Here is a 23,833-nt window from a genome sequence, read left to right as displayed (position 1 = left end):
TCCTGCCAAAGCCCGCGGCGCGCCGGAGGGGGTTTCGTGGGCGCGACCCGGCGGTAGATTCGATGAATGGGATACGCGCTGGGGCAGCTCGATCTTCGGCGGTGGCGGACTGCGGACGCGCTCCGCCTGGTGCAGGCACATGCCGATCCCGAGATGGCCCATCAGGGCGGGATCGTGGACCGGGCGACCGCGCTGGACTGGATCGGCCGGGTCGCCGATCTCGACAACGGTCACGTGTACGCCGTGGCCGACGCCGACGACCACCCGGTCGGCTGTGTCGGCGTGACCAATATCGACCGCCATCAGGTCGGCTGGACGTGGTACTGGACGATCGCCGAGATCCGCGGCCAAGGCGTCGCCCGGGACGCTCTCCGTGCGCTCACCGACTGGGCGCACCACGATGCCGGGCTGTACCGGCTCGAACTCGGTCACCGCCTCGGTAACCCCGCCTCCTGCGGCGTCGCCGGCAGCGCCGGATTCCTTCGCGAGGGTGTCGAGCGGCAGCGCCTCGCCTACGGCGGCACCCGGTACGACGTGGAGCGGCACGCCCGCCTGGCCTCGGACCCGCTGACCCCGCCGGGCCGGCCGGTCAGCGTGACGGCCTAGAGCAGTGACGGCCTAGAGCTGGTACGACCGCCAGCGCTCGTCGACGACGTACCCAAGGGCCTCGTTCGCCCCAAGGCTGCCGTCGTTGGCCGCAGCACCACCGGTGCTGAACCGCTTGATGCCGATCTCCAGAAAGGCAAGAATCGACGCCGCCTTCACGGCTTGCCCGACACCACGCCGCCGGTACTGCGCCAGCACGGACGTGAACCTGGTATCGCCGGACCCTTCGTGCGCCCGGATCACCGTCGCACCCACCAGCCGTGAACCGTCGAACGCCCCGAAGACCCGATACTCCGGCCAGAGCGCCTGGGTCTTGGACAACTCACCCACGACCCGCTCGGTCGCCGGTGTGTACGGGTAGTCAGGCGCGTTGAGCTGCTCGAGCTTGTGCAGCGCCTCGGCCGACTCGGGCCCGAGCTCACGCAGTGTGAGCCCGGACGCGGTCGCACGGCTGACGGCGGTCTCCAGGAGATCGCGGTCGGGATCGGTCAGATGCGCGGCCCAGGATTCGCCCACGACCCGGTACCCGGCTGCTTCGAGCTCGGCGCAGCGCGGATCGGTGTCCTGGACAATCTGAGTGTCGGGCACAGGTTGATTGTGTGGTGCCCGACCGCAGACCTCAACCCAGTTTGCGCAGCAAAGGCAGTACGTCTTCGGTGAACTGGGTCAGGAAGCGCTCCTGGTCGTGGCCCGGACCGTGCACCACGAAGTGGTTGAAGCCGGCGTCCAGGTACGGCTGGAACTGCTTCACGACCTCTTCAGGGTCGGACGCGACGATCCAGCGCTTGGCGACCTGCTCGATCGGCAGCTCGTCGGCCAGCCGCTCCATCTCGGTCGCGCTCGTCACGCTGTGCTTCTGCTCCGGGGTCAGCGAGAGCGGCGCCCAGAACCGGGTGTTCTCCAGCGCCTGCTCCGGGTCGCGGTCGTAGGAGACCTTCACCTCGAGCATCCGGTCGATGTCCTCGAACTTCTTCCCGGCCGCCTCGGCGCCTTCCTTGACCGCGGGGATCAGCTTCTCCGTGTACAGCTCCATGCCCTTGCCCGAGGTGGCGATGAAACCGTCACCCGCGCGGCCGGCGTACTTGGCGACCAGCGGTCCGCCCGCGGCGACGTACACCTTGAGCGGGGTCTCGGGGCGGTCGTAGATGAACGCGTCGACGGTCTTGTAGTACGGGCCCTCGGAGCTGACGCCGTCCTTGGTCCACAGGTCGCGGATCAGCTGGACGGCCTCGCGCAGCCGCGCGTACCGCTCCTTGAACTCGGGCCACTCGCGGCCCGAGACGGCGATCTCGTTCAGCGCCTCACCTGTGCCGACACCGAGCATCACGCGACCCGGGTAGAGCTCACCGAGCGTCGCGAAGGCCTGCGCGATCACCGCCGGGTTGTACCGGAAGGTCGGCGTCAGCACCGACGTACCGAGCAGGACCCGGTTCGTCCGCTCGCCCACCGCGGCCAGCCACGCCAGCGCGAACGGCGCGTGCCCACCCTCGTGCCGCCACGGCAGGAAGTGGTCCGACACCGTGACGCTGTCGAGCCCGAGCTCCTCGGCCCGAACGGCGTAATCCACCAGATCCCGCGGCCCGAACTGCTCCGCCGACGCCTTGTACCCGACCCGAATGCTCACCCTTGGCTCCCAACCGTATTTAGCCGACTCCGACACCAACCACGTCCGCCTCCGACTTTATGCCGCCGGTCGGCCACTCGTCCCGACGGTGCTTGACCGGGCGCCGGGGCATCGGACAGGATTGGGCCCGGCGCGGCCCGCGCCTCACCTCCGTTGACCGGCTCCGGCCCGGTCTCGTCGCAGGGGGCAAAGGGACTTCTGGTCTCGGGCCGCTCGTCCTGGTCAACTGCTGCGGACGGGATCGCCGGAGGATCGAGTCCGCGCTGCGGAAGGCCAGATGACAGCGAACCGGAATCTCAAACGGCGGGTGCGTGCCCGCGCCGCCAAAACGGGCGAGTCCTACACGTCTGCCCTCCGGCACTTCCGCCCGACTCCATCAGGAGAAAAAGGCATGCCGGAAACTTTGACCATCGCCGTCGCCCAGTCGACGGTGCACCGAGACCCCACCGACGCCGCACTGCTGCGTGCGAGCGGCGCCGAGGTCCGCTCCCAACTGAAGCACGCGGCCGCAGCCGGCGCCCGCCTGGTCCATTTCACCGAGGGCGCGCTCAGCTTCCCGGCCAAGGAGATCATGTCCGAGCTGGGCCCGGACGAGATCGGCCCGTCCGACTGGACCAAAGCCGACTGGACGGTCCTGGAGGAAGAGCTCGACAGCATCGTGAAGCTGTCCGGCGAGCTGGGCGTCTGGACCGTCATCCCGTCGATCCACCAGCTCCCCGATGCGCGACCGCACAACAGCATGTACGTCGTCTCCGACCAGGGAAAGGTGGTCGCCCGGTACGACGAGCGCACGATGTCGACGACGAAGATCACCTGGATGTACACCGTCGGCAAGGACCCGGTGACGTTCGACGTGGACGGCTTCCGGTTCGGGCTCGCGCTCGGACTGGACGTGTTGTTCCCGGAGTTGTTCACCGAGTACGACCGGCTCGGCGTGGACGGCGTACTGGTCTCGTACTCGACCGCGGGTGTGACGCACCACGAGCACATCGCGGTTCAGGCGCGGGGCTGCGCGGTGAACAACACCTGCTGGATCAGCCTGGCAGTTCCGGCCAATCCGGAAGGCGGACTTCAGTCCGGAGTGATCGATCCGCGCGGAGCTTGGGCGATTCACGCTCCGACGGACGGCTCACCCGCGGTCGTGACGACTGCTGTGCGGCATGAAGACGTCACGCAGATCGGTCGTGAGTTCCGGCAGCGGACTCGGGAGCGCGTGAACAGCTAGCCCTCACACCTTCGGGCGCTGACGCGTTCCATGGGCATGAACAGGCACATGATCGTCAGCACCCGGTTGGGTGAGCTCACGCTGGTCGCCTCGGACGACGCGTTGCCCGGTGTCTACTTCCCGCACCACTGGGTGAAGCCGATGCCGCTCGGCGAGCGGGTCACGTCCGACCCCGTGCTGTCCGAGGCGGCCCGCCAGCTCGACGAGTACCTGAGCGGCGTGCGCAGGACCTTCGAGCTTCCCACCACGCTCCGCGGCGACGACTTCCAGCTGGCGGTGTGGTCTCGGCTCGCTGTGATCCCCTACGGCACCACCACGACGTACGGCGAGATCGCGGCCGAAGTCGGTGGGCACGCGCAGCTCGTCGGCAAGGCGGTCGGTCAGAACCCGCTCTCGATCGTCATCCCGTGCCACCGCGTGGTCGGCAAGAACGGATCGCTCACCGGGTACGCCGGCGGGCTGAAGCGCAAGCAACTGCTCCTCGACCTGGAGGAACCCGCCGAGGTCAGGCTGTTCTGAGCCCCAGGCGTTCGGACAGCCCCTCGGCATCGAACGGCGAGCGCACCTTGGCGTCGTTGTCGAAGTAGACATAGACGTCGCGCTGCCGGCGGGGAGGCCGGTCTGGTGACACGGTCTTCCCGCCGGTTGGCGTGCGGCCTTCATGCCAGGTCCGGGCGCGCTTGGCCCAGTGGTCGAGGCCGGCTGTGTCGTAGCCGCTGACGTAGAGCTCGTCGGCGCCATGCAGGCGCACGTAGACGAAGTCGGCGGTCACGTCGTCGAGCATCGGCCACTTGCCGGCGGTGTCGGCGCAGACCAGCGCGACGTTGTGTTCGCGGAGCAGGTCGATGAACTCGGTGTTCTCGAAGCTGTCATGCCGGATCTCCAGCGCATACCGGATCGGCTGCTCGTGGCGCACCTCGAGGAACACCCGGTCCTTCATCCGGTCCTCGTGCTGCTTGGCCAGCTCCAGCGCGGCACCGGTTGTCCGCGGCAACGATTCGAAGAACGCGGCCAGCCGCGGGCCGTCGTACCGGAAGTTGCCGGGGAGCTGCCAGAGCACCGGACCGAGTTTGTTGCCCAACGCAAGCAGTCCGGAGGAGAGGAAGTTCGCCAGCGGCGCGTCGGTGTCCGCGAGCCGCTTCATGTGCGTGATGAACCGCGGCCCCTTCACCGCGAAGACGAAGTCGTCCGGCGTCTCGTCGTACCAGCGCTGGTACGACGTCGGCCGCTGCAACGAGTAGAACGAGCCGTTCAGTTCGACCGAGTTGAGCCGCCGCGAGACGTACTCCAGCTCGGCGCGCTGCGGCAGGCCCTCGGGGTAGTACACCGAGCGCCAAGGCTTGTATCGCCAGCCGGAAATGCCCACGCGATAGACCACGCCTCTGATTATCTATCCGAATGGACGTCGATCGCGGAAGCTACCCAGACGCGCGCACGCCGTGGAACAACGCCGCGTGGCGCCGCGAGGCGACGGGCTGGCTGGTGGAGCAGCTCGACCGGTTCGAGATTGAAGAGACCGGTACGGCGGTCTTACGGCTGCGCCCGTGGTCGATCATCGTGCGGATGGAGGCCGCGGAGCCGGTGTGGTTCAAGGCGAATCCACCCGGCAGCGCCTTCGAGCCGGCCCTCGCCCAGCGGCTCGCCGAGCTCGTCCCGGAGCACGTACTCACGCCGTACGCCGTCGAGGTCGAGCGCGGGTGGTCGCTCCTTCCGCACGGTGGGCAGGTGCTGAAGAACGTCGAGCGGGAACCGCGGCACTGGGAGGAGCTCCTCAGCCAGTACGCCGAGTTCCAGCGAGCGCTCGTCGACCACACCGACGAGATGAGCAAGCTCGGCGTACCGAGCGCGCGGCTTGCCGAGCTGCCGAAGCTGTTCGACTTCCCCTGGGTCGCTGATGCGTGCGCTGAGCTGGCTGCTCTTGGCATCCCCGAGACGCTCGATCACGCCGATCTGCACGAGAACCAAATCTTCTACGGCGACCGCTACACGTTCTTCGACTGGGGCGACTCCGCTATCTCGCACCCCTTCTGCAGCCTGCGCGTCCCGCTCGAGCGGGTCGCCGACCAACTCGGCCCCGAGTTCGTCCCGCGGGTTCGCGATGCCTACCTCGAGCACTGGCCCGGCGACGGCCGCACCCTGCGCCGGGCCGCCGACCTCGCCTGGCGCCTCGGCGTCTTCGGTCGCGCTTTGTCCTGGCAGCGCCTCTTCCCCGGCAACGACGCCATCAGCGCCGAAGGCATCGCGGAGGCCCTTGATCGCCTACGGTGATCACATGGCGTTGATCTCCAAAGGTGGCAAGGTCGAGTCGTTCCTGACGGTCGTGGTCGGCGGCGGCTCCGCGTTCGGCCTCGTCGTCCTGACGTCGCGGTCCTGGAAGGCGTGCCATGTCGACATCGCCGGGCCGATGCCCAACGGTCTGACCCTGCTCTTCCTGGGCCTGCCGCTGGCGCTAATCGTCAACCTGCTGCTGTTCACGATCGCCTACCGCTACGCCGGCAAGACCCTGCTCATGGGCCTGGTCGCCGCCGCGATCGCGATCACGATCGCCGACCTGGCCCTCTACTCCTGGCAAGGCACCCCGGCCGCGTCTCCCGGCACCTGTCCGGGCAACGTGCCGCCGTTCTGGCCGGTCTGGATCCCGACCTGACAGTCGCCCCGCCAAGCCTCAGAGCTTGGCGCCGATGAGCTGGTAGATGTCGTCGCGCGCACCGGGCAGGTCGTCGTGGCCGAAGTCCGGGTAGGCCCGCAGTTCCTTGGTCGAGGTGATCCGGTTGTACGCCGCGAACTGGGTCGACGGCGGGCACACCTGATCCTCGAGCCCGACGAACAACGTGACCTCGGCCTGGATCCGCGGGGCGAGGTGCTGCACGTCGATGTAGCCGAGGGTGGTGAACACCTCGTCCTGCCGTAGGTGCCGCGGGTCGCGCTTCTTGAACCAGGTGACGATCTCGTCGTACGGGCCGGTGTCCAGGTTGAGGTCCCAGGTGCGCTGGTAGTCGCACAGGAACGGGAACACGCTGGCGACGTACTTGATGCTCGGCGTCAGCGCGGCCGCGACCAGGCTGAGCCCGCCGCCCTGGCTCCACCCGGTCGTCGCGATCCGGGTCTCGTCCACCTCGGGCAGTGCACCGATGATGTCGGCCAGTCGCCGGGTGTCCAGGAAGACGTGCTTGTAGAGCAGGCCGTCGGGACCGGCGTCCAGACCGTGCACGAGGTGGTTGTGCAGGTCGAAGTTGTTCGACGTCTGGGACGCGGTCCGGAAGCCGACCTGCTCGCGGACGTCGAGCGCGGCCACGGTGTACCCGCGGGCGGCGTACGGGAGGAGTTCGACCCAGGTCGGCTGCTCACCGCCGTACCCGTGGAACACCAGTACGGCGGGCCCGGTCGGCTCGTGCGGCCGGATCACCTTGGCGTGGACGCGATAGCCGCCGGTGCCGGTGAAGTACAGGTGCTGGGCGGTCGCCGTGGTCAGCGGGAAATCGGTGGCGTCGGCGAACTCGGTCTCCGGGTCGGTCCCCTCCAGCTCGAGCAGCGCCTTCCCCCAGAACTGGTCGAAGTCGTCCGGCCGCGGGTTCGTGCCCTGGTAGGTCAGCAGTTCGTCGTACGACAGCTCGAAGGACAGCACAGACGCTCCTCAGGTTCGGGTCGTCCTTATTCTGCGGGAGTCTCCGGGTCGGGGGCAGTGCCGTCCCAGATGGTGTAACCGTGCGCGGCGTTCAGCTTGTCGCGCAGCGTGGTCTCCAGCACCTCCACCTGCCCCGGCGCGAGCCAGGCCAGCGGCAGCAGGACGGTGTCGTCGGGGCGCTTGGTCCGCAGGGCGATCGCCGGGCCGTGCGTCGTCTCGACGCGGCCGACCTGGGTCACGTCGGTCCACGCCGTCTTCACCCCGCGCACGTCGATCGCGTCGTCCTTGAGTCGCAGTACGACGGGCGGCCGGGCGACGATCCACAGCCCGGCCAGCGCGACCAGACCGCCCAGCACCAGGAACACCGTGATCACAACCCCCGGCGCTCCGAGGGCCCACGTGATCGCAGCCACGCCGAGAAGGATCAGACCGACGGCCAGGACCCCGAGGAACCGCCCTGACCGCATCCGGTACGTCGTCCGCATCGGGCCATGATCCCATCGGCCCGGCCGCGGCTCAGAAGGGGTCGACGTCCGAGGTCGACGCGTTCCCGCCGATCACCGGCGACAGCTTGATCGTCCAGTCGAACTTGCCGTCGAAGCGATCGTCGTACTTGGCGAACGAGCAGCCCTCGGTGAACTGCCGGCTGACACCGTCCCAGGCGCTGCCCGACTTGAAGAACACCCAGTAGCTGCCGCGGATGCCGCGCACGGTGGCGTTGGAGTCGTGCCGGACGTAGACCGTCACCTGCGGCTGGCGCGGCACGCTGTTCGCGACGACCACCACGACATCCGCCGAGCCGTTGTTGGTGATCTGCAGCGTCCCGGACCCGCGCGGCCCGGACCGCTGGATGATCTGGCCGTTCGCGCCGCGACCGGTCATCTGCGGCGGCGGCTTGAGCGCCGGCGGCGTCATCCGGAGGCCGAAGTTCATGCCCTTGCCGAGGCCCTTGTTGACCGCCTGCGACAGCTCGACGATCGACGCCCGGATCCCGGTCTTGGCCTGATACAGCCGGACGGCCTCCGCCTTCGGCAGGCCGCAGCCGGTCTTGGTCTCGCCGGACCTCGCGACGTTGGCCCGGACGTTGGCAGGGAACCTGTTGAAGGCAGTCAGCGCCTCCTCGTGCCCTGCGCGGGCCGACTGCGGGGGCTGGAGGTCGTTCAGATCCTGCCGCTGCCGCTCGACCGCATCCTCGAGCTGGGTGCGGGCCTGGTCGAAGGCTGCGAGCGTCGGGGCGTTCATCACCCGCTGCACTCCGCGGACCAGGTTCGTCTCGGAGTTCGCGATGGCCTTCTTGTAGCCGACCGGGCTCAACGTGGACTGCGTCGGCGTTGTCGCCGGTGGCTCCGTCGGTGTCGGTGCTGGTGACGGTGTGGTCGGCTGGTCCGTCGGCGCGGTGACGGTCGTCGAGGGCAGCGGCTTGCTGCTCTCCGGGTCGCCCCCGCACCCCGCCACGACCAACGCCGTACCGACAGCTATCGCCATGATCCGCCGCATATGTGCCCCCCAGGCTCTTCGGTGCGAGCCATCTTTCCCCGAAGCGGGGGGATCAGTCCAGAGTGTCCTGAACCGGTCAGTTGGTCCCGGTCAGTTGGTGCCGGTCTGGGTGGGGTCGTAGGCGCAGGCGTCGTTCAGGTCCTGGGCCGCACCCGGCGTCTTGGTGACCTTGGTCGGCTTCTTCGTCGCCCCGGAGGTCGGCTTCTTGGTCGCGGTCGACGACGGGGTCGAGGCGACCGGCTTGTTCTTCGGGGCGATCGCCTTCTCGACGATCTCCTGCATGGCGGAGTAGTCCGGGTTCTTGCCGGTCGGGAAGTTCTTGCTCTTGTCCAGGTCCACGTTCGCGACCTTCGCCGACTTCACCTTCAGGCCGAGCTCGATGAACGCCGGCAGGATCTCCTGCGGGATGTCGGTACGCAGCAGGTCCTTGCTGGCCGAGGCGATCTGCTGGTACTTCGTCACCAGGGTGGCCGGGTTCACGCTGTTCACCAGCGCGTGGATCGTGCAGCGCTGGCGCTCCTGCCGCGACGGGTCGCTCAGGCCGTAGCGGCCGCGGGCGAACCACAGGGCGTGGTAGCCGTCGAGCTTCTGGTCCGGGCCGGGCATGATGTAGCCGGACGGCTTCTTCGCGCCTCGCGTGCCCGGTCCGGCGCCGTAGTCGCCGCCGATCGGCACCTTGTAGTTGACGTTGACCGTGATGCCGCCGATCGCGTCGATGATCTTGCGGAACCCGGCCAGGTTGATCTGCATGTAGTAGTCGATGTCGAGACCGAGCGCGGCGCCCGCAGCCAGCTTGACCACGTCCGCGCCCATGTTGTCGGTCGCGCCGAGGACACCCGGATGCGCCTTCGGGACGTTGTCGTACATCGAGTCCAGGTAGAACTCCGGCTGCTCGACATTGCCGAGGTCCGGGTTCCAGTAGCCGTCCGGGTACAGCTTGTGCAGCGGCGAGTCCTCCGGGAACGGCATCCGCATCCAGTTCCGGCTGAGCGAGATCAGGGCCGTGTCACCGGTCTTGGTGTCGATACTGGCCACCATCACCGTGTCGGTCCGGACACCGGTCCGGTCGGCGCCGTCGTCCGCGCCGAGGAGCAGCAGGTTCAGCCGCGGCGTCTTCGCCCACGGGTCCGCCTTGTCCACCTTCGGCCGGGTCGCGCTCTTGGAGTCGCCCTCGGACTGGAACACACTGCCGACCAGATCGCGCTGCGCCATCACCGTCTGCGCCGCCACGGTCGTCGGTACGGCGATCCCGAAGCACAGCAGCCCGACGAACATCGAGCCCGCCAGCCGACCGGTGTACGTCATGCTCACCGGGCGAAGCAGCTTGTGCGAGGCAACCACGACCCAGATCCACAGCCCGCCGAGCACCACCACGGCCGCGGTCGCGATCAGCAGTTGCCGGGGAGACACGGCCAGCTCGACCACCGAATTGCGCTGCGTCAGGCCGACGTACGCCGCGATCAGCAGCAGACCGCCGGTGATCGTCAGCACGAACGCACCCAGCTTGGTGCGCCCGCCCATGATCAGGCCCGAACCGGGAACCAACGCGCTGAGCAGGGTGAGACCGATGGCCTTGGAGGTCGTCCGAGCCCGCTGCGACCGGTGCTTGGACCGGCTGGCACGTGGCGCGGACCTCCGTCCGGCGGCGCGAGTACTCCGCGACATGGCTCCGTTTCCCTGATCGACGACGTGGCGACCTCCCGTAGGACCGCCCGAAGCGACCCACGGTACCTAAGACGCCCACGCCAGCCATTCGGTTGACGTGGTACTGGCGACCCCCGTCGGTGCACGCCAGGTTACACACGGGTCAGCCAACACTCCCAACCACCCACTTTGCCGCCACCCCGGTCGAACAGATAGTCTTGGTCGTCGTCGACCCATACAGCTGTCTTGTGTGGGTGCGTCGGAGGAGGCGTCGCCTAGTCCGGTCGATGGCGCCCGCCTGCTAAGCGGGTTGAGGGTAATCCCCTCTCGCGAGTTCAAATCTCGCCGCCTCCGCGCCTAGAGCGCCCCTGTCCACGGAAAGCGTGGACGGGGGCGCTTCGGCTTTTTCTGGGGGCGAAGCCCCCAGGCCCCACCCGGAGGGCTTCGCCCCCGGACCCCCCGCTGCGTCGCGCCCCTCGGCCGCCGCAGCGCGGCCACCGGGCGCCCCTTCCTCGCCGCAGCGCGGCTACGGGGCGCCCCCTCAGCCGGGCACCCGCCTCAACCACTGGTTTGAAGGCTCTGCGGCACAACCCACGGCCGGCGGGGCGGGCAGCTGGCCACGCGACCGGATATCCGCTCCCGTTGCCCCTTCTCGGCCCTTGCAAAGGGGGGAGAAGGGGCAACACGGGCGGATATCCCGCCGTGTGTTCGGCACCGAAGGCGACTGGGTCGGCCGGGTTCGTGGGGGCGGCTAGCGGCTGGCGAGGAGTTGTTTGGCTTCGGCGATGCGTTCGGCGGAGCGGGGGGTGACGGGCTCGGTGGCGACGATCAGGTGGTCGACCCCGAGTGCTTCGTACGCCGCGAACATGTCAGCCAGCTCCGGCACGGTCCCCGCGAAGGCGGTCGGGTCGGCCTCGCCTGGCGCCTGCTCGGGGTCTCGGACGACCACACCGACGGTCACGGAGACCGGCTTACCCACCTCGTCCGTCACCGCGCGGAATCCGTTCAGCCGCTCAGAGACCTTCTCGCCAGGAGCGCCGTACCAGGCCATGTTCCAGGCGTCGGCCCACTCGGCGGTCAGTCGCAGCATCCGCGGCCGCGCTCCCGCGACCAGGATCGGGATCCGCCGCTCCGGCATCGGGTTCAGGTTCGCCTCGACAGTCTTGTAGTAGGTCCCGTCGAAGCTGACCGTCTCCCCGCGCACCAGCCGGGCCACGATCTCGAGCCACTCCTCGAATCGCGCAAACCGATGGTCCGTCGGCAGCCCGAACGCCTCGTACTCCGGATCGTGCCACCCAGCGCCGACCCCGAGAATCAATCGCCCACCGGACACCTCGTCCAGCGCCGCCGCCATCTTCGCGGTCAGCCCCGGATCACGGAACGTCGAGCAGAGCACCATGTTCCCCAGCTCGACCCGCTCGGTCAGCGCCGCGACGGCGCTCAGCAGCGTCCAGGACTCATGCATCCCCGCGACAAATCCGTCCGGCGCCCGGTAGAAGAAATGGTCCGCGATCCACAAGGAATCCAGTCCGGCACTCTCAGCCGTCAACGCCAGCGCCTTGACGTCGGCCCACCGCGGCATCCCACCGGTCGGCCCGTCGGACCCACCCACTGGCAACATCAATCCGATCTTCATGCCGCCAACCTATGCAGCATCGGCCCCGACAAACAGCGCGGCGCCCTGGTCATGGTGGGACCAGGGCGCCGCGCGCTTACCGCTGCCGGCTTCCGACTCGGCGGCGGTGTCTGTCAGCCCAGGCGGGCCTTGAGGTGGTCGAGCTCGACCTTCAGCTCGGCCGGAACGGTGTCACCGAGCTTGGCGAACCACTCCTCGATCAGCGGGATCTCGGCCTTCCACTCCTCGGCATCGACGTCCAGCGCGATCCGCAGCTCCTCGTCGCTGAGCTCGAGCCCGGTCACGTCCAGCCCGTCGGCCGTCGGCACGTACCCGACCGGCGTCTCGACCGCGTCGGCCTTGCCCTCGATCCGCTCGATCATCCACTTGAGCACGCGACCGTTCTCGCCGAAGCCCGGCCAGACGAACTTGCCGTTCTCGTCCTTGCGGAACCAGTTCACGTAGAAGATCTTCGGCAGCTTGCTCGCGTCGTGCTCCTTGCCGACGGTCAGCCAGTGGTCGAAGTACTGGCCGGCGTCGTAGCCCAGGAACGGCAGCATCGCCATCGGGTCACGCCGTACGACGCCCACCTGGCCGACCGCGGCCGCGGTTGTCTCCGAGGACAGCGTCGCGCCCATGAACACGCCGTGCGCCCAGTCCCGCGACTCGGTCACCAGCGGCACCGTCGTCGCCCGGCGACCACCGAAGATGATCGCGGAGATCGGTACGCCGTTCGGGTCGTCGTACTCGTCGGCGAGGATCGGGCACTGCTCGATCGGGGTGCAGAACCGGCTGTTCGGGTGGCTGGACAGCTCGCCCGAGGCAGGCGTCCACTCGCGGCCCTTCCAGTCGGTCAGGTGGTCCGGCGGGGTCGGCGAGTAGCCCTCCCACCAGACGTCACCGTCGTCGGTCAGCGCGACGTTCGTGAAGACCGAGTTGCCCTTCTCGATCGTGCGCATCGCGTTCGGGTTGGTCTTCCAGCCGGTTCCCGGCGCGACGCCGAACAGACCGAACTCCGGATTGACGGCGTACAGGCGGCCGTCCTTGCCGAACCGCATCCAGGCGATGTCGTCGCCGAGCGTCTCGACCTCCCAGCCTTCCAGCGTCGGGTCGAGCATCGCCAGGTTGGTCTTGCCGCAGGCGCTCGGGAACGCGGCCGCGACGTAGTGGACCTGCTTGTCCGGCGAGATCAGCTTCAGGATCAGCATGTGCTCGGCCAGCCAGCCCTCGTCGCGCGCCATCGCGCTCGCGATCCGCAGCGAGTAGCACTTCTTGCCGAGCAGCGAGTTGCCGCCGTACCCGGAGCCGTAGGACCAGATCATCCGCTCCTCGGGGAACTGGACGATGTACTTCTCGTCGTTGCACGGCCACGGCACGTCCTTCTGGCCGGCCTCGAGCGGCGCGCCGACGGAGTGCAGACAGGGCACGTACTTGGCGTCGGTGCCCATCTTCGCCAGTACCTCGGCGCCGGTGCGCGCCATGATCCGCATCGAGCCGACGACGTACGCCGAGTCCGTGATCTCGACGCCGAACATCGGCTGCTCGGCGGTCAACGGGCCCATGCAGAACGGAACGACGTACAGGGTGCGGCCGCGCATCGACCCGCGGTACAGCCCGGTCATCAGGGCCTTCATCTCCGCCGGGTCCATCCAGTTGTTGGTCGGACCGGCGTCCTTCTCCTCCACAGAGCAGATGAACGTGCGCTGCTCGACGCGGGCGACGTCGCTGGGGTCGGTGCGGACCCAGAACGAGTTCGGCTTCTTCGCCTCGTTCAGCCGCACCATGGTGCCGGCGTCGATGAGGCCCTGCGTCAGCCCGGCGTACTCCTCGTCCGAACCGGTCACCCAGTGGATGCGGTCGGGCTGGGTCAGCTCGGCGACCTCGGCCACCCATGCCAGCAGGCCCGCGTGCTTCGTCGGTGCGCCGGACAGGTCGTACGCCTTCTTGGTGGTGGCGGACGCGGCCTCGGTCGGCGCGGTCTCGGTGAGATCGGCGGTCTGGGTCGGGCTGGCGGTGGTCGTCATCGGCGGCTCATTCCCTCTCAGCTGTCGGTCCCGGTCGCCGGTCCGCCCCTCGACGCTGAGAGACGGTACGACGCCGGCCGCCGGGGTCTCCAGCGGTTCGATCCAGCGGACTGGCGGTGTGATCTGTCGCATACCAGTGATTGCAGTGGACGCATACCAGTGTGCAAGTGGTACTAACGGTACGCGACAGCCCGGGGTGCTGTGAACCCGTCGAACGTGAACCCCGTCACAAAGTTTTGCCGACAACCGCTTTCCGGCCGAGCTTGTGAAAATGAGAACGGCCCGCGTCGTGACGCGGGCCGTTCGGTGAAGATTTTCCGGCAGATCAGCTGGTCTGCCGCCAGATGTCGTTCAGGATTCGCTGCACGTCAGGCTCCTCGCCCGGCAGCCCGGTCACCGTCATCCCGATCAGCCACCACTGCCCACCACTGCGGAACGCCCGCGTCATGGTCAGCGCGTACGGCTTGTCCTGGGTCGACAACCAGGTCCGCTCGTCCTTCGCCACCGTCGGCGCCGACGTCTTGTAGACCTTCGTCCACACCTGATCGAACCCCGCCCGATCCTTGACGCAGTCCGCCAAGCTCGCACACGCGCTCAGTGCCATCCGCAGGTCCGGAGTGACCTTCAGCCCGGTCCCCTTCTCGTCGGTCTGGATCCGCCGGTACGCGATCGTCGACGACTCACCCAACGACGAAATCGCCGGCGGCCGCGGCCACCCGATCGCGAACGGCAGGTCCGCGTTGGTGACCACCTGCAGGTCCGCGCCCACGCCGTACGTCGCTCCGAGCAGGCCCGGCTTCCCATCCGGCGCCTTGTACGGCGCTGTGCTGATCTTGGGCAACCCCGGCAACAGGACCGTCGTGGGCATCGCTGCCGGGCTCACCGCCGCCGCTGGCGCAGCCGCCTTCGGGGGATCCTTCACCGCGCTCCCGACCGCAGCGCCCACCGAGTAGGTCAGTGTGAAGACCACCAGCACCAGGACGGCGGCCACGGCATAAGCGCCTGCGCCGAGCCGAGCCACGGCTCGCTCGACAGCACTCTTCGCGCGTTCCGGCCCACCTGCGCCAGCACTCGCTGGCGCCGCGCCTACGCCGCGGCGCTCGCCCGTAGCCCAGTACGCCTCCGCGGCGCCGCCTCCCCCTTCCGCCGGTCGCCCGGCGTACGACGGGAACGCCGGCACCGCGGTCGGCGCGACCCCGCCGTACTGACTGAGCAGCGAGCGCACCGCCTGCAGCGCCGCATCGTCGTTCCCCACAATCCCGTCCAGCGGATCAACCAACCGCTCCGCCCCGGACTGCCCCGGCACAAGCTGCGTGATCGCATACGGCCGCGCGGCGCTGAAGTTGGCCGCCCACAGCGGCGTCTCCGCCCGCCCCGGGTCGAGCGCCGCATCCCGCCCGGCCTGCACCAGCCGCTCCTGCACGCCCTGCTCGCGCACCCCCGCCTCGGTCAGTACGAGCGCGACGACCTCCATCCCCGTGAAGGCCCGCCCACGCCACACCTCCGCCAGCGGGTGCTCCAGCAACAACTGCTCGAACCGGTACCCGGCAATCTCCGGCGGGTTCACTTCGCCTCCCAGATCGCCCGGTCCGCCAGCACCGTCGCCGCCTGCCGTGCCGTCTCACCCAGTACGGGGTTGGCCGTGTACTCCACCAGCACCACGACATCCGCGCGCTGCACCAGCACTCGAGTCGTGAACGACTCACCCGCCAGCCCGTTCGCCGTCTGCTCACTCTTCGTCGGATAAGGCCGGTCCGGCACCACGTCCAACGGCGACCGGTCGAACGCCCGCTTCGCCATCACTTCCGGCGTGAACGGCGCCTCCCCGGCCCCGGCCAGCTTCCCGCCGTACGGGGTGATCGTCACCTTCACCGAAGCCGCCGAGTACGTGTTCACCTGCCGCCGCATGACGTCCGCCGTACAGACGACCGCGTTCCGGCCACCCTGCTCCAACCGCGCCTTCGATGCCTTGGGCAACATCGCCGACACGTCCCCGAGCCGCGAGCACAAGTCCGCGGCCAGCTTCCGCGCCGGCGCCACATCGTCGTCCTGCACCGGCTTCCCGAACGCGAACCCCAACCCGGCCCCGATCACCGCGGCCACCCCGGCCGCGATCGCCGTACCCCGAACCACCCGACTAGCCATACCCGAGACCCTAGCCACCCGCTGGATCAGTCGAGCAACTTCTGCACCGACCCACCCGACTCGCTCAACTTCGTCCCGAGCCCCTTCAACGCCTCGCCCACCGTCGCCAGGATCCCCGACAGCTCCTGCAGGTTCCCGGCCAGGCTCTCGATCTCCGTGGCCACCCCGCCGATCTGCCCACTCCCGTCGTTCAGCTTCTTGGCCGCCGCGTCCCCAATGCCCGGAATCTTGTCCAGCTCCCCAGCCAGCCCCGCCAGCATCCCCGCCGCATCATGCAACCGGTCCTTCGCCGCATTCATCGTCGTAGCACTCCCACTGAGCGCCCGCCGAGCCCCACCCTCCCCGTCATCCCCCACCAAGGCCCCCGCAGCCTTCCCCGCCTGCTCCCCCGCCTCCGCCAACCCAGACCCGATAGTCCCCAGCAACTCCGGCAACTTCCCAATGAACCCCACCGCCCCATCAGGCAGCCCCCGCACCAACTCCAGCACCTTCTGGAAGTCGTCCGAGTTCTCCATCACGAACCCGACCGCCTTCTTCACATCCCCCAGATCCCGCCCACCCAACAGCTCCTCAATACCCATGCCCACGACCCTAGAGCCCCCTCCGCACCCCCGATTGGCATCGACCCGCCCCCTCCCTGTATCGTTACTCGACGTTGCCCGGCGCTCGTAGCTCAACGGATAGAGCATCTGACTACGGATCAGAAGGTTGGGGGTTCGAATCCCTCCGAGCGCGCCAGCATTGAAGCCCAGATCAGCCCGCTGACCTGGGCTTTTCTGTTTTCTCAGGGGGTACGACGCCCTCGCAGCCGGCTACGCGCGCTCCTCCGTCGCGTGCTACGCCCGACTGCCCCACCCACCCTCCGACACGGCTCATCGCCGCTTCCCCCCACGCGGCTACCGCCGCACTTTCGGGCTATCGCCCGCCCAACCCCGCGGTGGCTAGCGTGGTCAGACAGCTGACCCCGATCTCTCCCGAGACACAGGACCACGGCACATGGCACGCCGTTCATCACCTATGAACTCGGCGACATGACGGCGTACCTGACCCAAGAGGACGCCGACCGGTGATCATCGAATGCACCGCCGCCGACGACCTGGCCTCCTCCTCGCTCTCCGCACCGAGGCCAGCGACTGGTTAGCCCGACGCGGCATCAACCAATGGGCCGTCGCCTGGCCCAACCCCGAAGAACAGAACCGCCGAATCCTCCGCAGCATCGAGGCAAGCGAAACCTGGATGATCCGCGACGAGAACGAAGCCACCATGAGCACCGTCGCCCTCAACACCTTCTCAAACCCGAAGCTCTGGACTCCGGTCCCCGCATCCGCGCCGGTCACGGCCACCACCCCGCACCCTTGCCCTAGCCTCGTCCTCACCGAACGGACGCCCATGCCCAAACCCACCCGGCCACCGCGCCAGCCCTGCCCGACCTGAACGGCAATGGATGGACCGTCGTACAGAAGACCCAAATCAAGAACGGCAGGGTCGTCACGGAACCGAACATGAACCATGTAGCGGCTGCGGCGGGACAGGCTGGACCAACTAACGATGTGCGGTGCGTCGATACAGCAGCTCACCGGGAGATGCCAAAGAAGGAGTCCGCTAGTCCCGGTATCTGAGGAGCTGGCGCCGCGACGCACATGAACCCACGGCGCTCTGCCAGACATAGCCGACGACGGCCGGCTCGCTCAGAGATTCAGGTTAAGTTGACGAGCGCTTCGGCGTCCGGCACGTATGACGTGACGGCCTCGTAGAGAAATTCCTTGCCGCCCCGGGCCGCGCCGCTTGTGCGGATCTTGCGTGCCGCGCCGTACGTGACCAGGCGCTTAAGGCGGTTGTTCGCATTCTGCGCCGATGTCGACAGCGCTTCCGCAACCTCAGTGGCTTTGCATCTGCCGAGGGCAATCACGGTCCGGAATGTCTCGCCTGCAATCGGGTCACCGACGAGCGACAGGGACGCATCCCCGTCGTGTAAGACGGCGACGCTCGCATTACGGCGTTCCAACGAAACCGTCAGAGACTCCGCGTTCTCGTCGTTGAGTCCCATCACCTTGACGGTGAGGCCAGACTCCTCCGGCTCTATCGTGGTTAGGAACTTGCCGAGGAACTCGTCGAGGAAGCTGTGGGTCATGGCTGTCACGCCAGTGAAGTCGATCGTCAGGTCGATGTCGTGCTGGTTCGCGAGGAGATCTTCCAGGAGTGCTCGGGCTTCACGTCCCTGAATCCTCGTGGTGGGAAACTTTCCGAACCGCGCGACCGAGAACACGTTGAGTCCAGTCATCGTTTCTCCGGTTTCATTGTCCCGATTGAACCACACATCACTACCCATCGCAGGGCATTTCGTGTTGCAACCATGCCCATGTCCCGTTAGTGCGATCGTTGCGAGGGCTAGCGACGGTCTTCGCTCCGTCTCGGGCCCCAATCACCTCGATCTGCCCGGCGCCGGATCGCATCTCGAAGCGTATCGTTCCGTGTTTCTGGGTGCCGGCGATCACATCGCTCAGGCCGTGACCGCGCTCCTCTCGCGTGCCGCTGACGCCCGCCATCATCGCCTGCTTAAGCGCCGGTTCATCGCTGGCCAGGAACGCCCAATGGGGGTTCGAGCGCAGGTGCTGCAACACCCCGATGCCGGTATCGCACACCGCGAACTCGAACCGCGCAACGCCTGTGGTTGCACCGCTGTAGGCCTGTGCTGCCACGAACGAACCTAGGGGACTGGAACCATGCTCGACGGCGTTACTTACGAGCTCGCCGCACGCTTGCCATACGGCCGTTCCGGCCGCAGCCGACATGTTTCCATAGTAGTCCATAACGAGATTGCCAAGTCGCTCACACACTGAGGCTGCATTGTCCTGATCTAGGGGAGTGGCCTCAAGCAAGCGCCGGCGAACATTGCGATCCGCACTCGCTACCCGCCCAATCAGCCGGGTCTTGAGGGGCAGCCCCCGTAGTACGTCCATCCGCTGTAGGTATGCCGCGACGTTGGCGTCAACGGGAATCGTGAACGTCACCGGAAGCCCCATGCTTGCCGCCTGGTGGGCGATTGCCAGGATGCCGGCGACATCCAACGGACTGACGAAGCCCATACGAGCCGCGTCGATCAGCAGCGCGTCAGTGCCGCTGGCGAAGGTCGGTATCACCGCCGTCATCAGTGGCTGATCGCCGTTGAGGACTAACTCCATGAGGCAAGTCTCCCCGGAGTGTGCGGCGAGGACGAATCGAAGACCTCGACATGACGGGCCGGATCCGATGTGCTACCGTTTCATTGAGTGCAGTGAAACGGGTGAAGTCAACGAAACGAGGACACTATGGAACTCGCCAATGAGCAGGTCGTCGACGGCGGCGTCAGTCCCAGCCACGGCGCGAAGTACGAGCTGAACCTTGAAGGCGTCGTGCGGGAATGGCCCCGCCGCACCATCACGGTCCCGGAGATCCGGGAGCTGGCGGGCTGGACTGTCGACCAGCAGGTTGTGATGGTCGACCTCAAGACCAACGACGAGATCACCCTGGATGAGGACGCCACTGTTGAGTTGAAGCCTGGCCACGGGTTCTCGAAGAAGGTCAAGTTCAAGCGAGGCCGGCGGTGACCGACTGGATCAGGACGCAGGTCGGGCTGCTGCGCACTCAGTGGCCGGACCTGCGATACCTCGCGGAGCCTTCCGGTCACTGGGTGCTCCTCCCGGACTGGGCGATGCCGCACGGCTGGTCGATTGCTCTTGTCGACGTCGCATGCCAGATTCCCGCTACTCCGGAACAGCCGCCGTATGCCTTCTACGTCAACTCACCGAATCTGACGTTCAACGGCAGTCAGCCCGGCAGTTGGACGCCGTCCGCCGCCGTCCCGTTCGCAGGAGCCTGGAGCGTCTTCTCTTGGGCTCCGGAGGTGTGGCAGCCGTCGGCGGGATCCCACCTCGGACCCAGCATGCTCACGTTCGCGCGCTCCTTCGCCGACCGCCTCGGTGAGGGAGTGTGATGGACGTCCTGACTCTGTCGCAGACGGTGTGGGAAGAACTCCACACCTATCTAGACAACCCGATCGAGCGGATGGCGTTTCTCGCCGCAGTGCCACACCCGGACTCGGCTACGTCCAAAGATCTCTGGTCCGTCGTCGACGTCATGTACCTCGATGACGAGAGTGACTACGAGCATCAGGGGCAGGCCGGCATGGAACTTGTCGACGACATTCGGCCGCGGTCGCTCCAGTGGGCGACCCAACTAGGCGCCGCACTAATCGAGGTTCATTCTCACGGCTCGGGACGATCGAAGACGACGTTCAGCACCCTTGATCTTCGCGGGCTGCTGGATGGTGCCCCCCGACTTGTTTGGCGGCTGCGCGGTCGTCCCTACGGTGCGATCGTCTTTGGCGGCCGGCGTGATTTTGATGCGCTCGTTTGGTACGACGAGCGGTCGACGCCCGTTGTGATCGCAGAGCTCGCTGTTGAGGCCCGCTCAGTTCAGCCCACTGCTTGCGCCCTGGAGCGCATCGCCCAACTGGAGGCACTCGATGGATGACCGTTACGACCGCCAGATTCGGCTCTTCGGGGCCGAGGGACAGAGCTTCATCGAAAACGCGCACGTCGTAGTGCTCGGTTGTGGCGGAATCGGAATGCCGGTAATCCAGCAGCTCGGCTACCTCGGCGTGCGCCACTGGACCTTGGTCGATGACGACGCGATCGACGTTACAACCCTGAATCGACTCGTCGGAGCGGTGCCCGAAGATGTGGGGACTGTGAAGATGGAGGTTGCGACTCGTCTGATCCGAGGTCTCCATCCTTCGGCCATCGTCGACGCGATCGACGGTCGAGTGGGCGACCCCAAGATCGTGCACCAACTCACCGAAGCTCTCTCGCGGGCTGACCTGGTGATCGGTTGCTTCGATCGGGAAACTCCCAGGCTGTTCACCACCAAGCTGTGCTCCGATGTCGGCGTTCCGTACATCGACGCCGCCACCGATGTCGTCGAGGACGATGACGAGCTCATGTACGGAGGCCGGGTAATCACCGCCCACGACGGCACCGGCTGCGTCGCTTGTCTAGGTGTGCTCGACCAGGTCGAGTTGGCGCGGGAAAAGATGACGCCGGTCCAGAGGGAGGAGCACGATCGAATCTACGGCGTCGATCGTGGTGACCTCGACGGGTCCGGGCCATCGGTCGTGATGCTGAATGGTGTCGTGGCATCCCTCGCGTGTACCGAGGCGATGGTTCTGCTCACTGGCCTGAGAGTGCCGAACCGTCAGTTGACCTACAGGGCCCATCTCGGCGGGGTCGGTCGAGATATGTCGCGAGGTGACCCAGCCTGCGTCTACTGCTCCCAGTGGCGCCAGCACCGGACTTCGTCCGATCTGAGCAAGAACTCCGAGGCCTCGTGATGGAGACTCGGCGACCAGTTGTTCCTCGGCCCTGCTGCTGCCGGATTGACCTCTTGTATATCAAGGCGCGGCCCGGGCTTACGACCTCCGCCGCGCGCACCACGTACGGATCGCCGATCCTCGGTACTCACTTCGACTGTTGGCCGTCGGCGACGATGTCGGCGGAGGCTGGCGGTTTGGCCCGTCCCTCTGGTCGCTCGATCGTACGGCCACCGCAGCCCGCATCAAGAGCGCGCCGCGTCCCTACGGGATCGGCAAGCTGACTTATGACCCGCGCTGCGCTGACGGGTTGGCAGCTATCAGGGGGAAGGGGCAGGTGTGAGCGCTAATGACGCTCCGTAACGCAGGCGGCTATCCGGCCGATTCTATGAGAAATGGGAAGGGAAGAGCATGAACAGAAGCGAGCGACACGTCGTGCCCGATGGGGACAAGTGGAAGGTGGTCGCACCCGACGCTGATAGGGCTAGTGCGACGGCACGCACCCAGCGCGAGGCGATCGATCGGGCGCGGGAGATCGTGCGCAACTCGGGAGGGGGAGAGGTCATCATCCACCGGCCGGACGGGACGATCCGGGACTCCGACACCGTCGCGCCCGGCAACGATCCGAATCCGCCAAAGGACAAGAAGTAGGTCTGCCGCACGGCGCTGTCCGCTAACACTCCTGCTAACAAGCGGGTGGATTCAGTAGCCGCGGTGGACAGAGTCGATCTTGAGCCGCTGCCTGGGTTGCCCCAATCGACGCTGTGGATGCCTGCCGCGGCACTCACAATGAGAAGGTCGTCGGTTCGATTCCGATAGGCGGCTCCATCAGGCCCCCGGCCAGAGGGCACTATCCTCGTCTGGGGGTTCCGTCGTTCGCGCCTCAAGCTCGCTGCGTGCCCCGTGGCACCCCCGATCTTCCGGGCGGCATCCCAAAAGGTTCTGGTCGATCAGGATGCCCGTAGAGGTCCATCGTCATCGCCGGCGACGCGTGCACCAGGATCGGGGCGGAACTACTGGATTGGAAGGCATAACATGGCCGATCTATCAACGGCGCTGACTACTGGAGCGTTCACACTCACCGCAGCACTTGGCGGAGTGCTTGTAACCCAACGCTATGTCGCCCGACAGGCGGTTGCATCGCGTATTGAGGATCGTCGTGCAGCTCTGCGTGCCGTGCTGACCGACCTGATCGTCAACGCGGACGCACACATCGAAGGCGCCAAGTTTTTCCTGCCGGTGATGACAAAGCTGACAAACAGAGACCTACTTGAGTACGCCGAAACAGATTCGTTGAAGGAAAGCGATCAGCGCATGAAGGCCCTCAACCGGGCTATCACGACTGCGCTGCTATACATCGCGGACGAAGATCTGGCCGAGGCCACTCGCTCATTTCAGGTGGACCTCCAGGCATACCCAGAGAGGGCGGTGGGGCCGCTTATCGACCAAGACAAGACGGCTGAGCAGCGTTCTGAAAGTCTTCGGGCGAGCTTCGTCCACCTCGCCAAGATGCACCGCTCCGTACGACACCTGGAATCTGAAGCGGCGAAGGTTCTGCGTGTACCGATCACGGATCGGGCTCCCAGGCGGTCTTCATGGTTCAGGCGGCGACCTGCAGTTCGTGCCCCCGAGGTGCTCCCGAAGGGCCTTGAGCAGCCGTCACCCCCCGGCGACTGAGCACGTTCACTGCTCATGGTCGAGGGTCGTCGCGTAGTGCGGGCTTAGGTGAACGGACTCGCAATGAGACGATCCGAGTGACCCCAGTCTGACCCGAACGGTCCCTGCACGGGAGCGTCCATCCGCCAATGGCGCTGCGGTGGTCAACGCCCGGACACGCGACCCCAGCTTGAGCGCAGGCTCCTACGGATCAGAAGGTTGGGGTTTCGAATCCCTCCGAGCGCGCAAAAGAAGCCCCAGGTCAGGAGCTAGATGACCTAGAGTTTTCGCCCTTTGTGAGGCGATCTTGTCAACACGGTGCCAGCGCGTCCGTCGATGGTCGTCACGGCCCGCCCTCTCGTGTGACACGATCTCGGCCATGTCCTATGACCTCGCAGTTTGGGAGGGCGACCGCCCGGCTAGCAATGAGGTAGCCTCCGCGACCTTCCAAGCCTTGTACGAGAAGTACGTCGAGGCCGAGGAGGACATCCCGCCCTCGCCTCGCCTCACCGCCTACGTCGAGGCCCTTATCGCGCGCTGGCCAGATATCACCGAAGAGGCCGGCGAAGAGAGCCCTTGGTCGACCGGTCCCTTATAGGGGAGGCTATTGGTCCTTTCATGTACTTCCCAATGGGCTGGAGCAGAGCCGAGGAAGCCAGCGCCTTCGCCGCTAACCTTGCCCACGCACATGGGCTGGTGTGCTACGACCCGCAGATGGAACGGCTCCGGCCGTAGCAGCTCGGCCCGCGAGTACCCAGGCGGGCTGGCGTTCTACCTGTTCGGGCTCACCTCGCCCACATGTAGCCGCCGTCTACTGGAGGGCCA

At 67.0% G+C, this 23,833-nt stretch carries 26 protein-coding genes and 2 tRNA genes; 14 read left to right on the top strand and 14 right to left on the bottom strand.

All coding sequences use genetic code 11. The features are described 5' to 3' along the window. Positions 1-66 precede the first annotated feature (66 nt). Entirely contained in the window at positions 67-606 is a 540-nt protein-coding gene (locus ABZS29_RS26890) for a GNAT family protein (RefSeq protein WP_355465754.1), read from the top strand. Positions 607-618: 12 nt separating this feature from the next. On the opposite strand, the gene ABZS29_RS26885 is transcribed toward ABZS29_RS26890, so the two are convergent. Further along, the gene (locus tag ABZS29_RS26885) at positions 619-1,194 is read right to left on the bottom strand and encodes a GNAT family N-acetyltransferase (protein ID WP_355465753.1); all 576 of its coding nucleotides are present in this window, start codon (positions 1,192-1,194) and stop codon (positions 619-621) included. Between the two features lie 31 nt (positions 1,195-1,225). Next, positions 1,226-2,230 carry a glucose-6-phosphate dehydrogenase (coenzyme-F420) gene (gene fgd / locus ABZS29_RS26880; protein ID WP_355465751.1) on the bottom strand — a complete coding sequence of 335 codons (1,005 nt, stop codon included), beginning with the start codon at positions 2,228-2,230 and terminating at the stop codon, positions 1,226-1,228. Between the two features lie 391 nt (positions 2,231-2,621). Between fgd and ABZS29_RS26875 the strand changes: the two genes are divergently transcribed. Together ABZS29_RS26875 and ABZS29_RS26870 are read left to right on the top strand one after the other, a co-directional pair. Beyond that, positions 2,622-3,455, top strand: a complete 834-nt coding sequence (locus ABZS29_RS26875) for a carbon-nitrogen hydrolase family protein (RefSeq protein WP_355465749.1) — start codon at positions 2,622-2,624, stop codon at positions 3,453-3,455. Between the two features lie 48 nt (positions 3,456-3,503). Then, complete coding sequence (locus ABZS29_RS26870; protein ID WP_355465747.1) at positions 3,504-3,974, top strand: methylated-DNA--[protein]-cysteine S-methyltransferase; 471 nt, start codon at positions 3,504-3,506, stop codon at positions 3,972-3,974. Here the strand turns inward: ABZS29_RS26870 and ABZS29_RS26865 are convergent. Further along, positions 3,961-4,833 carry a DUF72 domain-containing protein gene (locus tag ABZS29_RS26865; RefSeq protein WP_355465745.1) on the bottom strand — a complete coding sequence of 291 codons (873 nt, stop codon included), beginning with the start codon at positions 4,831-4,833 and terminating at the stop codon, positions 3,961-3,963. The genes ABZS29_RS26870 and ABZS29_RS26865 overlap by 14 nt on opposite strands. 20 nt (positions 4,834-4,853) lie before the next feature. On the opposite strand from ABZS29_RS26865, the gene ABZS29_RS26860 reads away from it, so the two are divergent. Further along, a complete protein-coding gene (locus tag ABZS29_RS26860) occupies positions 4,854-5,723 on the top strand; it encodes a hypothetical protein (RefSeq protein ID WP_355465743.1) in 870 nt (289 codons plus the stop codon). Between the two features lie 4 nt (positions 5,724-5,727). After that, on the top strand, positions 5,728-6,102 hold the full coding sequence (locus ABZS29_RS26855; protein ID WP_355465741.1) for a hypothetical protein: 375 nt from the start codon (positions 5,728-5,730) through the stop codon (positions 6,100-6,102). A gap of 18 nt (positions 6,103-6,120) precedes the next feature. Here ABZS29_RS26855 and ABZS29_RS26850 read toward each other — a convergent pair whose 3' ends face one another. From ABZS29_RS26850 to ABZS29_RS26835, 4 genes are all read right to left on the bottom strand, one after another. Beyond that, a complete protein-coding gene (locus tag ABZS29_RS26850; protein ID WP_355465740.1) occupies positions 6,121-7,080 on the bottom strand; it encodes an alpha/beta fold hydrolase in 960 nt (319 codons plus the stop codon). A gap of 26 nt (positions 7,081-7,106) precedes the next feature. Beyond that, positions 7,107-7,565 carry a hypothetical protein gene (locus ABZS29_RS26845; protein ID WP_355465738.1) on the bottom strand — a complete coding sequence of 153 codons (459 nt, stop codon included), beginning with the start codon at positions 7,563-7,565 and terminating at the stop codon, positions 7,107-7,109. Between the two features lie 31 nt (positions 7,566-7,596). Then, complete coding sequence (locus ABZS29_RS26840; protein WP_355465736.1) at positions 7,597-8,565, bottom strand: hypothetical protein; 969 nt, start codon at positions 8,563-8,565, stop codon at positions 7,597-7,599. A gap of 102 nt (positions 8,566-8,667) precedes the next feature. Beyond that, positions 8,668-10,242 (bottom strand): LCP family protein, encoded by a 1,575-nt coding sequence (locus tag ABZS29_RS26835; protein ID WP_355465734.1) that lies wholly within the window; start codon positions 10,240-10,242, stop codon positions 8,668-8,670. 243 nt (positions 10,243-10,485) lie between these two features. On the opposite strand from ABZS29_RS26835, the gene ABZS29_RS26830 reads away from it, so the two are divergent. Continuing rightward, positions 10,486-10,575 (top strand) — tRNA-Ser (locus ABZS29_RS26830). A 397-nt stretch (positions 10,576-10,972) separates the two neighbouring features. Here ABZS29_RS26830 and ABZS29_RS26825 read toward each other — a convergent pair. From ABZS29_RS26825 to ABZS29_RS26805, 5 genes are all read right to left on the bottom strand, one after another. Then, the gene (locus ABZS29_RS26825; RefSeq protein ID WP_355465732.1) at positions 10,973-11,857 is read right to left on the bottom strand and encodes an LLM class flavin-dependent oxidoreductase; all 885 of its coding nucleotides are present in this window, start codon (positions 11,855-11,857) and stop codon (positions 10,973-10,975) included. A gap of 113 nt (positions 11,858-11,970) precedes the next feature. After that, entirely contained in the window at positions 11,971-13,860 is a 1,890-nt protein-coding gene (locus ABZS29_RS26820; RefSeq protein WP_355466607.1) for a phosphoenolpyruvate carboxykinase (GTP), read from the bottom strand. A 325-nt stretch (positions 13,861-14,185) separates the two neighbouring features. Beyond that, positions 14,186-15,427, bottom strand: coding sequence for a hypothetical protein (locus tag ABZS29_RS26815; RefSeq protein ID WP_355465730.1), 1,242 nt, complete (start codon positions 15,425-15,427; stop codon positions 14,186-14,188). After that, the gene (locus tag ABZS29_RS26810) at positions 15,424-16,005 is read right to left on the bottom strand and encodes a hypothetical protein (RefSeq protein WP_355465728.1); all 582 of its coding nucleotides are present in this window, start codon (positions 16,003-16,005) and stop codon (positions 15,424-15,426) included. Before ABZS29_RS26810 ends, ABZS29_RS26815 begins: the two co-directional genes overlap by 4 nt. A gap of 26 nt (positions 16,006-16,031) precedes the next feature. Continuing rightward, positions 16,032-16,586 carry a hypothetical protein gene (locus ABZS29_RS26805; protein WP_355465726.1) on the bottom strand — a complete coding sequence of 185 codons (555 nt, stop codon included), beginning with the start codon at positions 16,584-16,586 and terminating at the stop codon, positions 16,032-16,034. A gap of 81 nt (positions 16,587-16,667) precedes the next feature. On the opposite strand from ABZS29_RS26805, the gene ABZS29_RS26800 reads away from it, so the two are divergent. Next, positions 16,668-16,743: transfer RNA gene (locus ABZS29_RS26800), tRNA-Arg, on the top strand. A gap of 958 nt (positions 16,744-17,701) precedes the next feature. Here ABZS29_RS26800 and ABZS29_RS26795 read toward each other — a convergent pair. Together ABZS29_RS26795 and ABZS29_RS26790 are read right to left on the bottom strand one after the other, a co-directional pair. After that, positions 17,702-18,286 (bottom strand): STAS-like domain-containing protein, encoded by a 585-nt coding sequence (locus tag ABZS29_RS26795; protein WP_355465724.1) that lies wholly within the window; start codon positions 18,284-18,286, stop codon positions 17,702-17,704. Between the two features lie 40 nt (positions 18,287-18,326). Beyond that, a complete protein-coding gene (locus ABZS29_RS26790) occupies positions 18,327-19,187 on the bottom strand; it encodes a hypothetical protein (protein WP_355465722.1) in 861 nt (286 codons plus the stop codon). A 126-nt stretch (positions 19,188-19,313) separates the two neighbouring features. Between ABZS29_RS26790 and ABZS29_RS26785 the strand changes: the two genes are divergently transcribed. From ABZS29_RS26785 to ABZS29_RS26755, 7 genes are all read left to right on the top strand, one after another. Continuing rightward, the gene (locus ABZS29_RS26785) at positions 19,314-19,592 is read left to right on the top strand and encodes a multiubiquitin domain-containing protein (protein ID WP_355465720.1); all 279 of its coding nucleotides are present in this window, start codon (positions 19,314-19,316) and stop codon (positions 19,590-19,592) included. Continuing rightward, the gene (locus ABZS29_RS26780; RefSeq protein ID WP_355465719.1) at positions 19,589-19,978 is read left to right on the top strand and encodes a hypothetical protein; all 390 of its coding nucleotides are present in this window, start codon (positions 19,589-19,591) and stop codon (positions 19,976-19,978) included. Before ABZS29_RS26785 ends, ABZS29_RS26780 begins: the two co-directional genes overlap by 4 nt. Beyond that, complete coding sequence (locus tag ABZS29_RS26775) at positions 19,978-20,517, top strand: hypothetical protein (protein ID WP_355465717.1); 540 nt, start codon at positions 19,978-19,980, stop codon at positions 20,515-20,517. The genes ABZS29_RS26780 and ABZS29_RS26775 overlap by 1 nt, the downstream gene beginning before the upstream one ends. After that, complete coding sequence (locus ABZS29_RS26770; protein ID WP_355465716.1) at positions 20,510-21,373, top strand: ThiF family adenylyltransferase; 864 nt, start codon at positions 20,510-20,512, stop codon at positions 21,371-21,373. Before ABZS29_RS26775 ends, ABZS29_RS26770 begins: the two co-directional genes overlap by 8 nt. Before the next feature lie 390 nt (positions 21,374-21,763). Then, the gene (locus ABZS29_RS26765) at positions 21,764-22,003 is read left to right on the top strand and encodes a DUF2188 domain-containing protein (RefSeq protein ID WP_355465714.1); all 240 of its coding nucleotides are present in this window, start codon (positions 21,764-21,766) and stop codon (positions 22,001-22,003) included. Between the two features lie 384 nt (positions 22,004-22,387). Further along, complete coding sequence (locus ABZS29_RS26760; protein ID WP_355465712.1) at positions 22,388-23,029, top strand: hypothetical protein; 642 nt, start codon at positions 22,388-22,390, stop codon at positions 23,027-23,029. Between the two features lie 358 nt (positions 23,030-23,387). After that, positions 23,388-23,606: a hypothetical protein gene (locus ABZS29_RS26755; RefSeq protein WP_355465710.1), complete on the top strand. Its 219-nt coding sequence runs from the start codon at positions 23,388-23,390 to the stop codon at positions 23,604-23,606. Positions 23,607-23,833: the final 227 nt, after the last annotated feature.

It is taken from the genome of Kribbella sp. NPDC005582, from assembly GCF_040605415.1.
Taxonomy (GTDB): Bacteria; Actinomycetota; Actinomycetes; order Propionibacteriales; family Kribbellaceae; genus Kribbella.
This window is presented reverse-complemented; position numbering and strand designations above follow the sequence as displayed.

Bases quoted from the DNA above. Each gene is read 5' to 3' on its own strand.
- ABZS29_RS26890 (WP_355465754.1), top strand. From the start codon at position 67: ATGGGATACGCGCTGGGGCAGCTCGATCTTCGGCGGTGGCGGACTGCG.
- ABZS29_RS26875 (WP_355465749.1), top strand. From the start codon at position 2,622: ATGCCGGAAACTTTGACCATCGCCGTCGCCCAGTCGACGGTGCACCGA.
- ABZS29_RS26870 (WP_355465747.1), top strand. From the start codon at position 3,504: ATGATCGTCAGCACCCGGTTGGGTGAGCTCACGCTGGTCGCCTCGGAC.
- ABZS29_RS26860 (WP_355465743.1), top strand. From the start codon at position 4,854: ATGGACGTCGATCGCGGAAGCTACCCAGACGCGCGCACGCCGTGGAAC.
- ABZS29_RS26855 (WP_355465741.1), top strand. From the start codon at position 5,728: ATGGCGTTGATCTCCAAAGGTGGCAAGGTCGAGTCGTTCCTGACGGTC.
- ABZS29_RS26845 (WP_355465738.1), bottom strand. From the start codon at position 7,565: ATGCGGACGACGTACCGGATGCGGTCAGGGCGGTTCCTCGGGGTCCTG.
- ABZS29_RS26840 (WP_355465736.1), bottom strand. From the start codon at position 8,565: ATGGCGATAGCTGTCGGTACGGCGTTGGTCGTGGCGGGGTGCGGGGGC.
- ABZS29_RS26835 (WP_355465734.1), bottom strand. From the start codon at position 10,242: ATGTCGCGGAGTACTCGCGCCGCCGGACGGAGGTCCGCGCCACGTGCC.
- ABZS29_RS26825 (WP_355465732.1), bottom strand. From the start codon at position 11,857: ATGAAGATCGGATTGATGTTGCCAGTGGGTGGGTCCGACGGGCCGACC.
- ABZS29_RS26820 (WP_355466607.1), bottom strand. From the start codon at position 13,860: ATGACGACCACCGCCAGCCCGACCCAGACCGCCGATCTCACCGAGACC.
- ABZS29_RS26810 (WP_355465728.1), bottom strand. From the start codon at position 16,005: ATGGCTAGTCGGGTGGTTCGGGGTACGGCGATCGCGGCCGGGGTGGCC.
- ABZS29_RS26805 (WP_355465726.1), bottom strand. From the start codon at position 16,586: ATGGGTATTGAGGAGCTGTTGGGTGGGCGGGATCTGGGGGATGTGAAG.
- ABZS29_RS26795 (WP_355465724.1), bottom strand. From the start codon at position 18,286: ATGACTGGACTCAACGTGTTCTCGGTCGCGCGGTTCGGAAAGTTTCCC.
- ABZS29_RS26790 (WP_355465722.1), bottom strand. From the start codon at position 19,187: ATGGAGTTAGTCCTCAACGGCGATCAGCCACTGATGACGGCGGTGATA.
- ABZS29_RS26785 (WP_355465720.1), top strand. From the start codon at position 19,314: ATGGAACTCGCCAATGAGCAGGTCGTCGACGGCGGCGTCAGTCCCAGC.
- ABZS29_RS26775 (WP_355465717.1), top strand. From the start codon at position 19,978: ATGGACGTCCTGACTCTGTCGCAGACGGTGTGGGAAGAACTCCACACC.
- ABZS29_RS26770 (WP_355465716.1), top strand. From the start codon at position 20,510: ATGGATGACCGTTACGACCGCCAGATTCGGCTCTTCGGGGCCGAGGGA.
- ABZS29_RS26765 (WP_355465714.1), top strand. From the start codon at position 21,764: ATGAACAGAAGCGAGCGACACGTCGTGCCCGATGGGGACAAGTGGAAG.
- ABZS29_RS26760 (WP_355465712.1), top strand. From the start codon at position 22,388: ATGGCCGATCTATCAACGGCGCTGACTACTGGAGCGTTCACACTCACC.
- ABZS29_RS26755 (WP_355465710.1), top strand. From the start codon at position 23,388: ATGTCCTATGACCTCGCAGTTTGGGAGGGCGACCGCCCGGCTAGCAAT.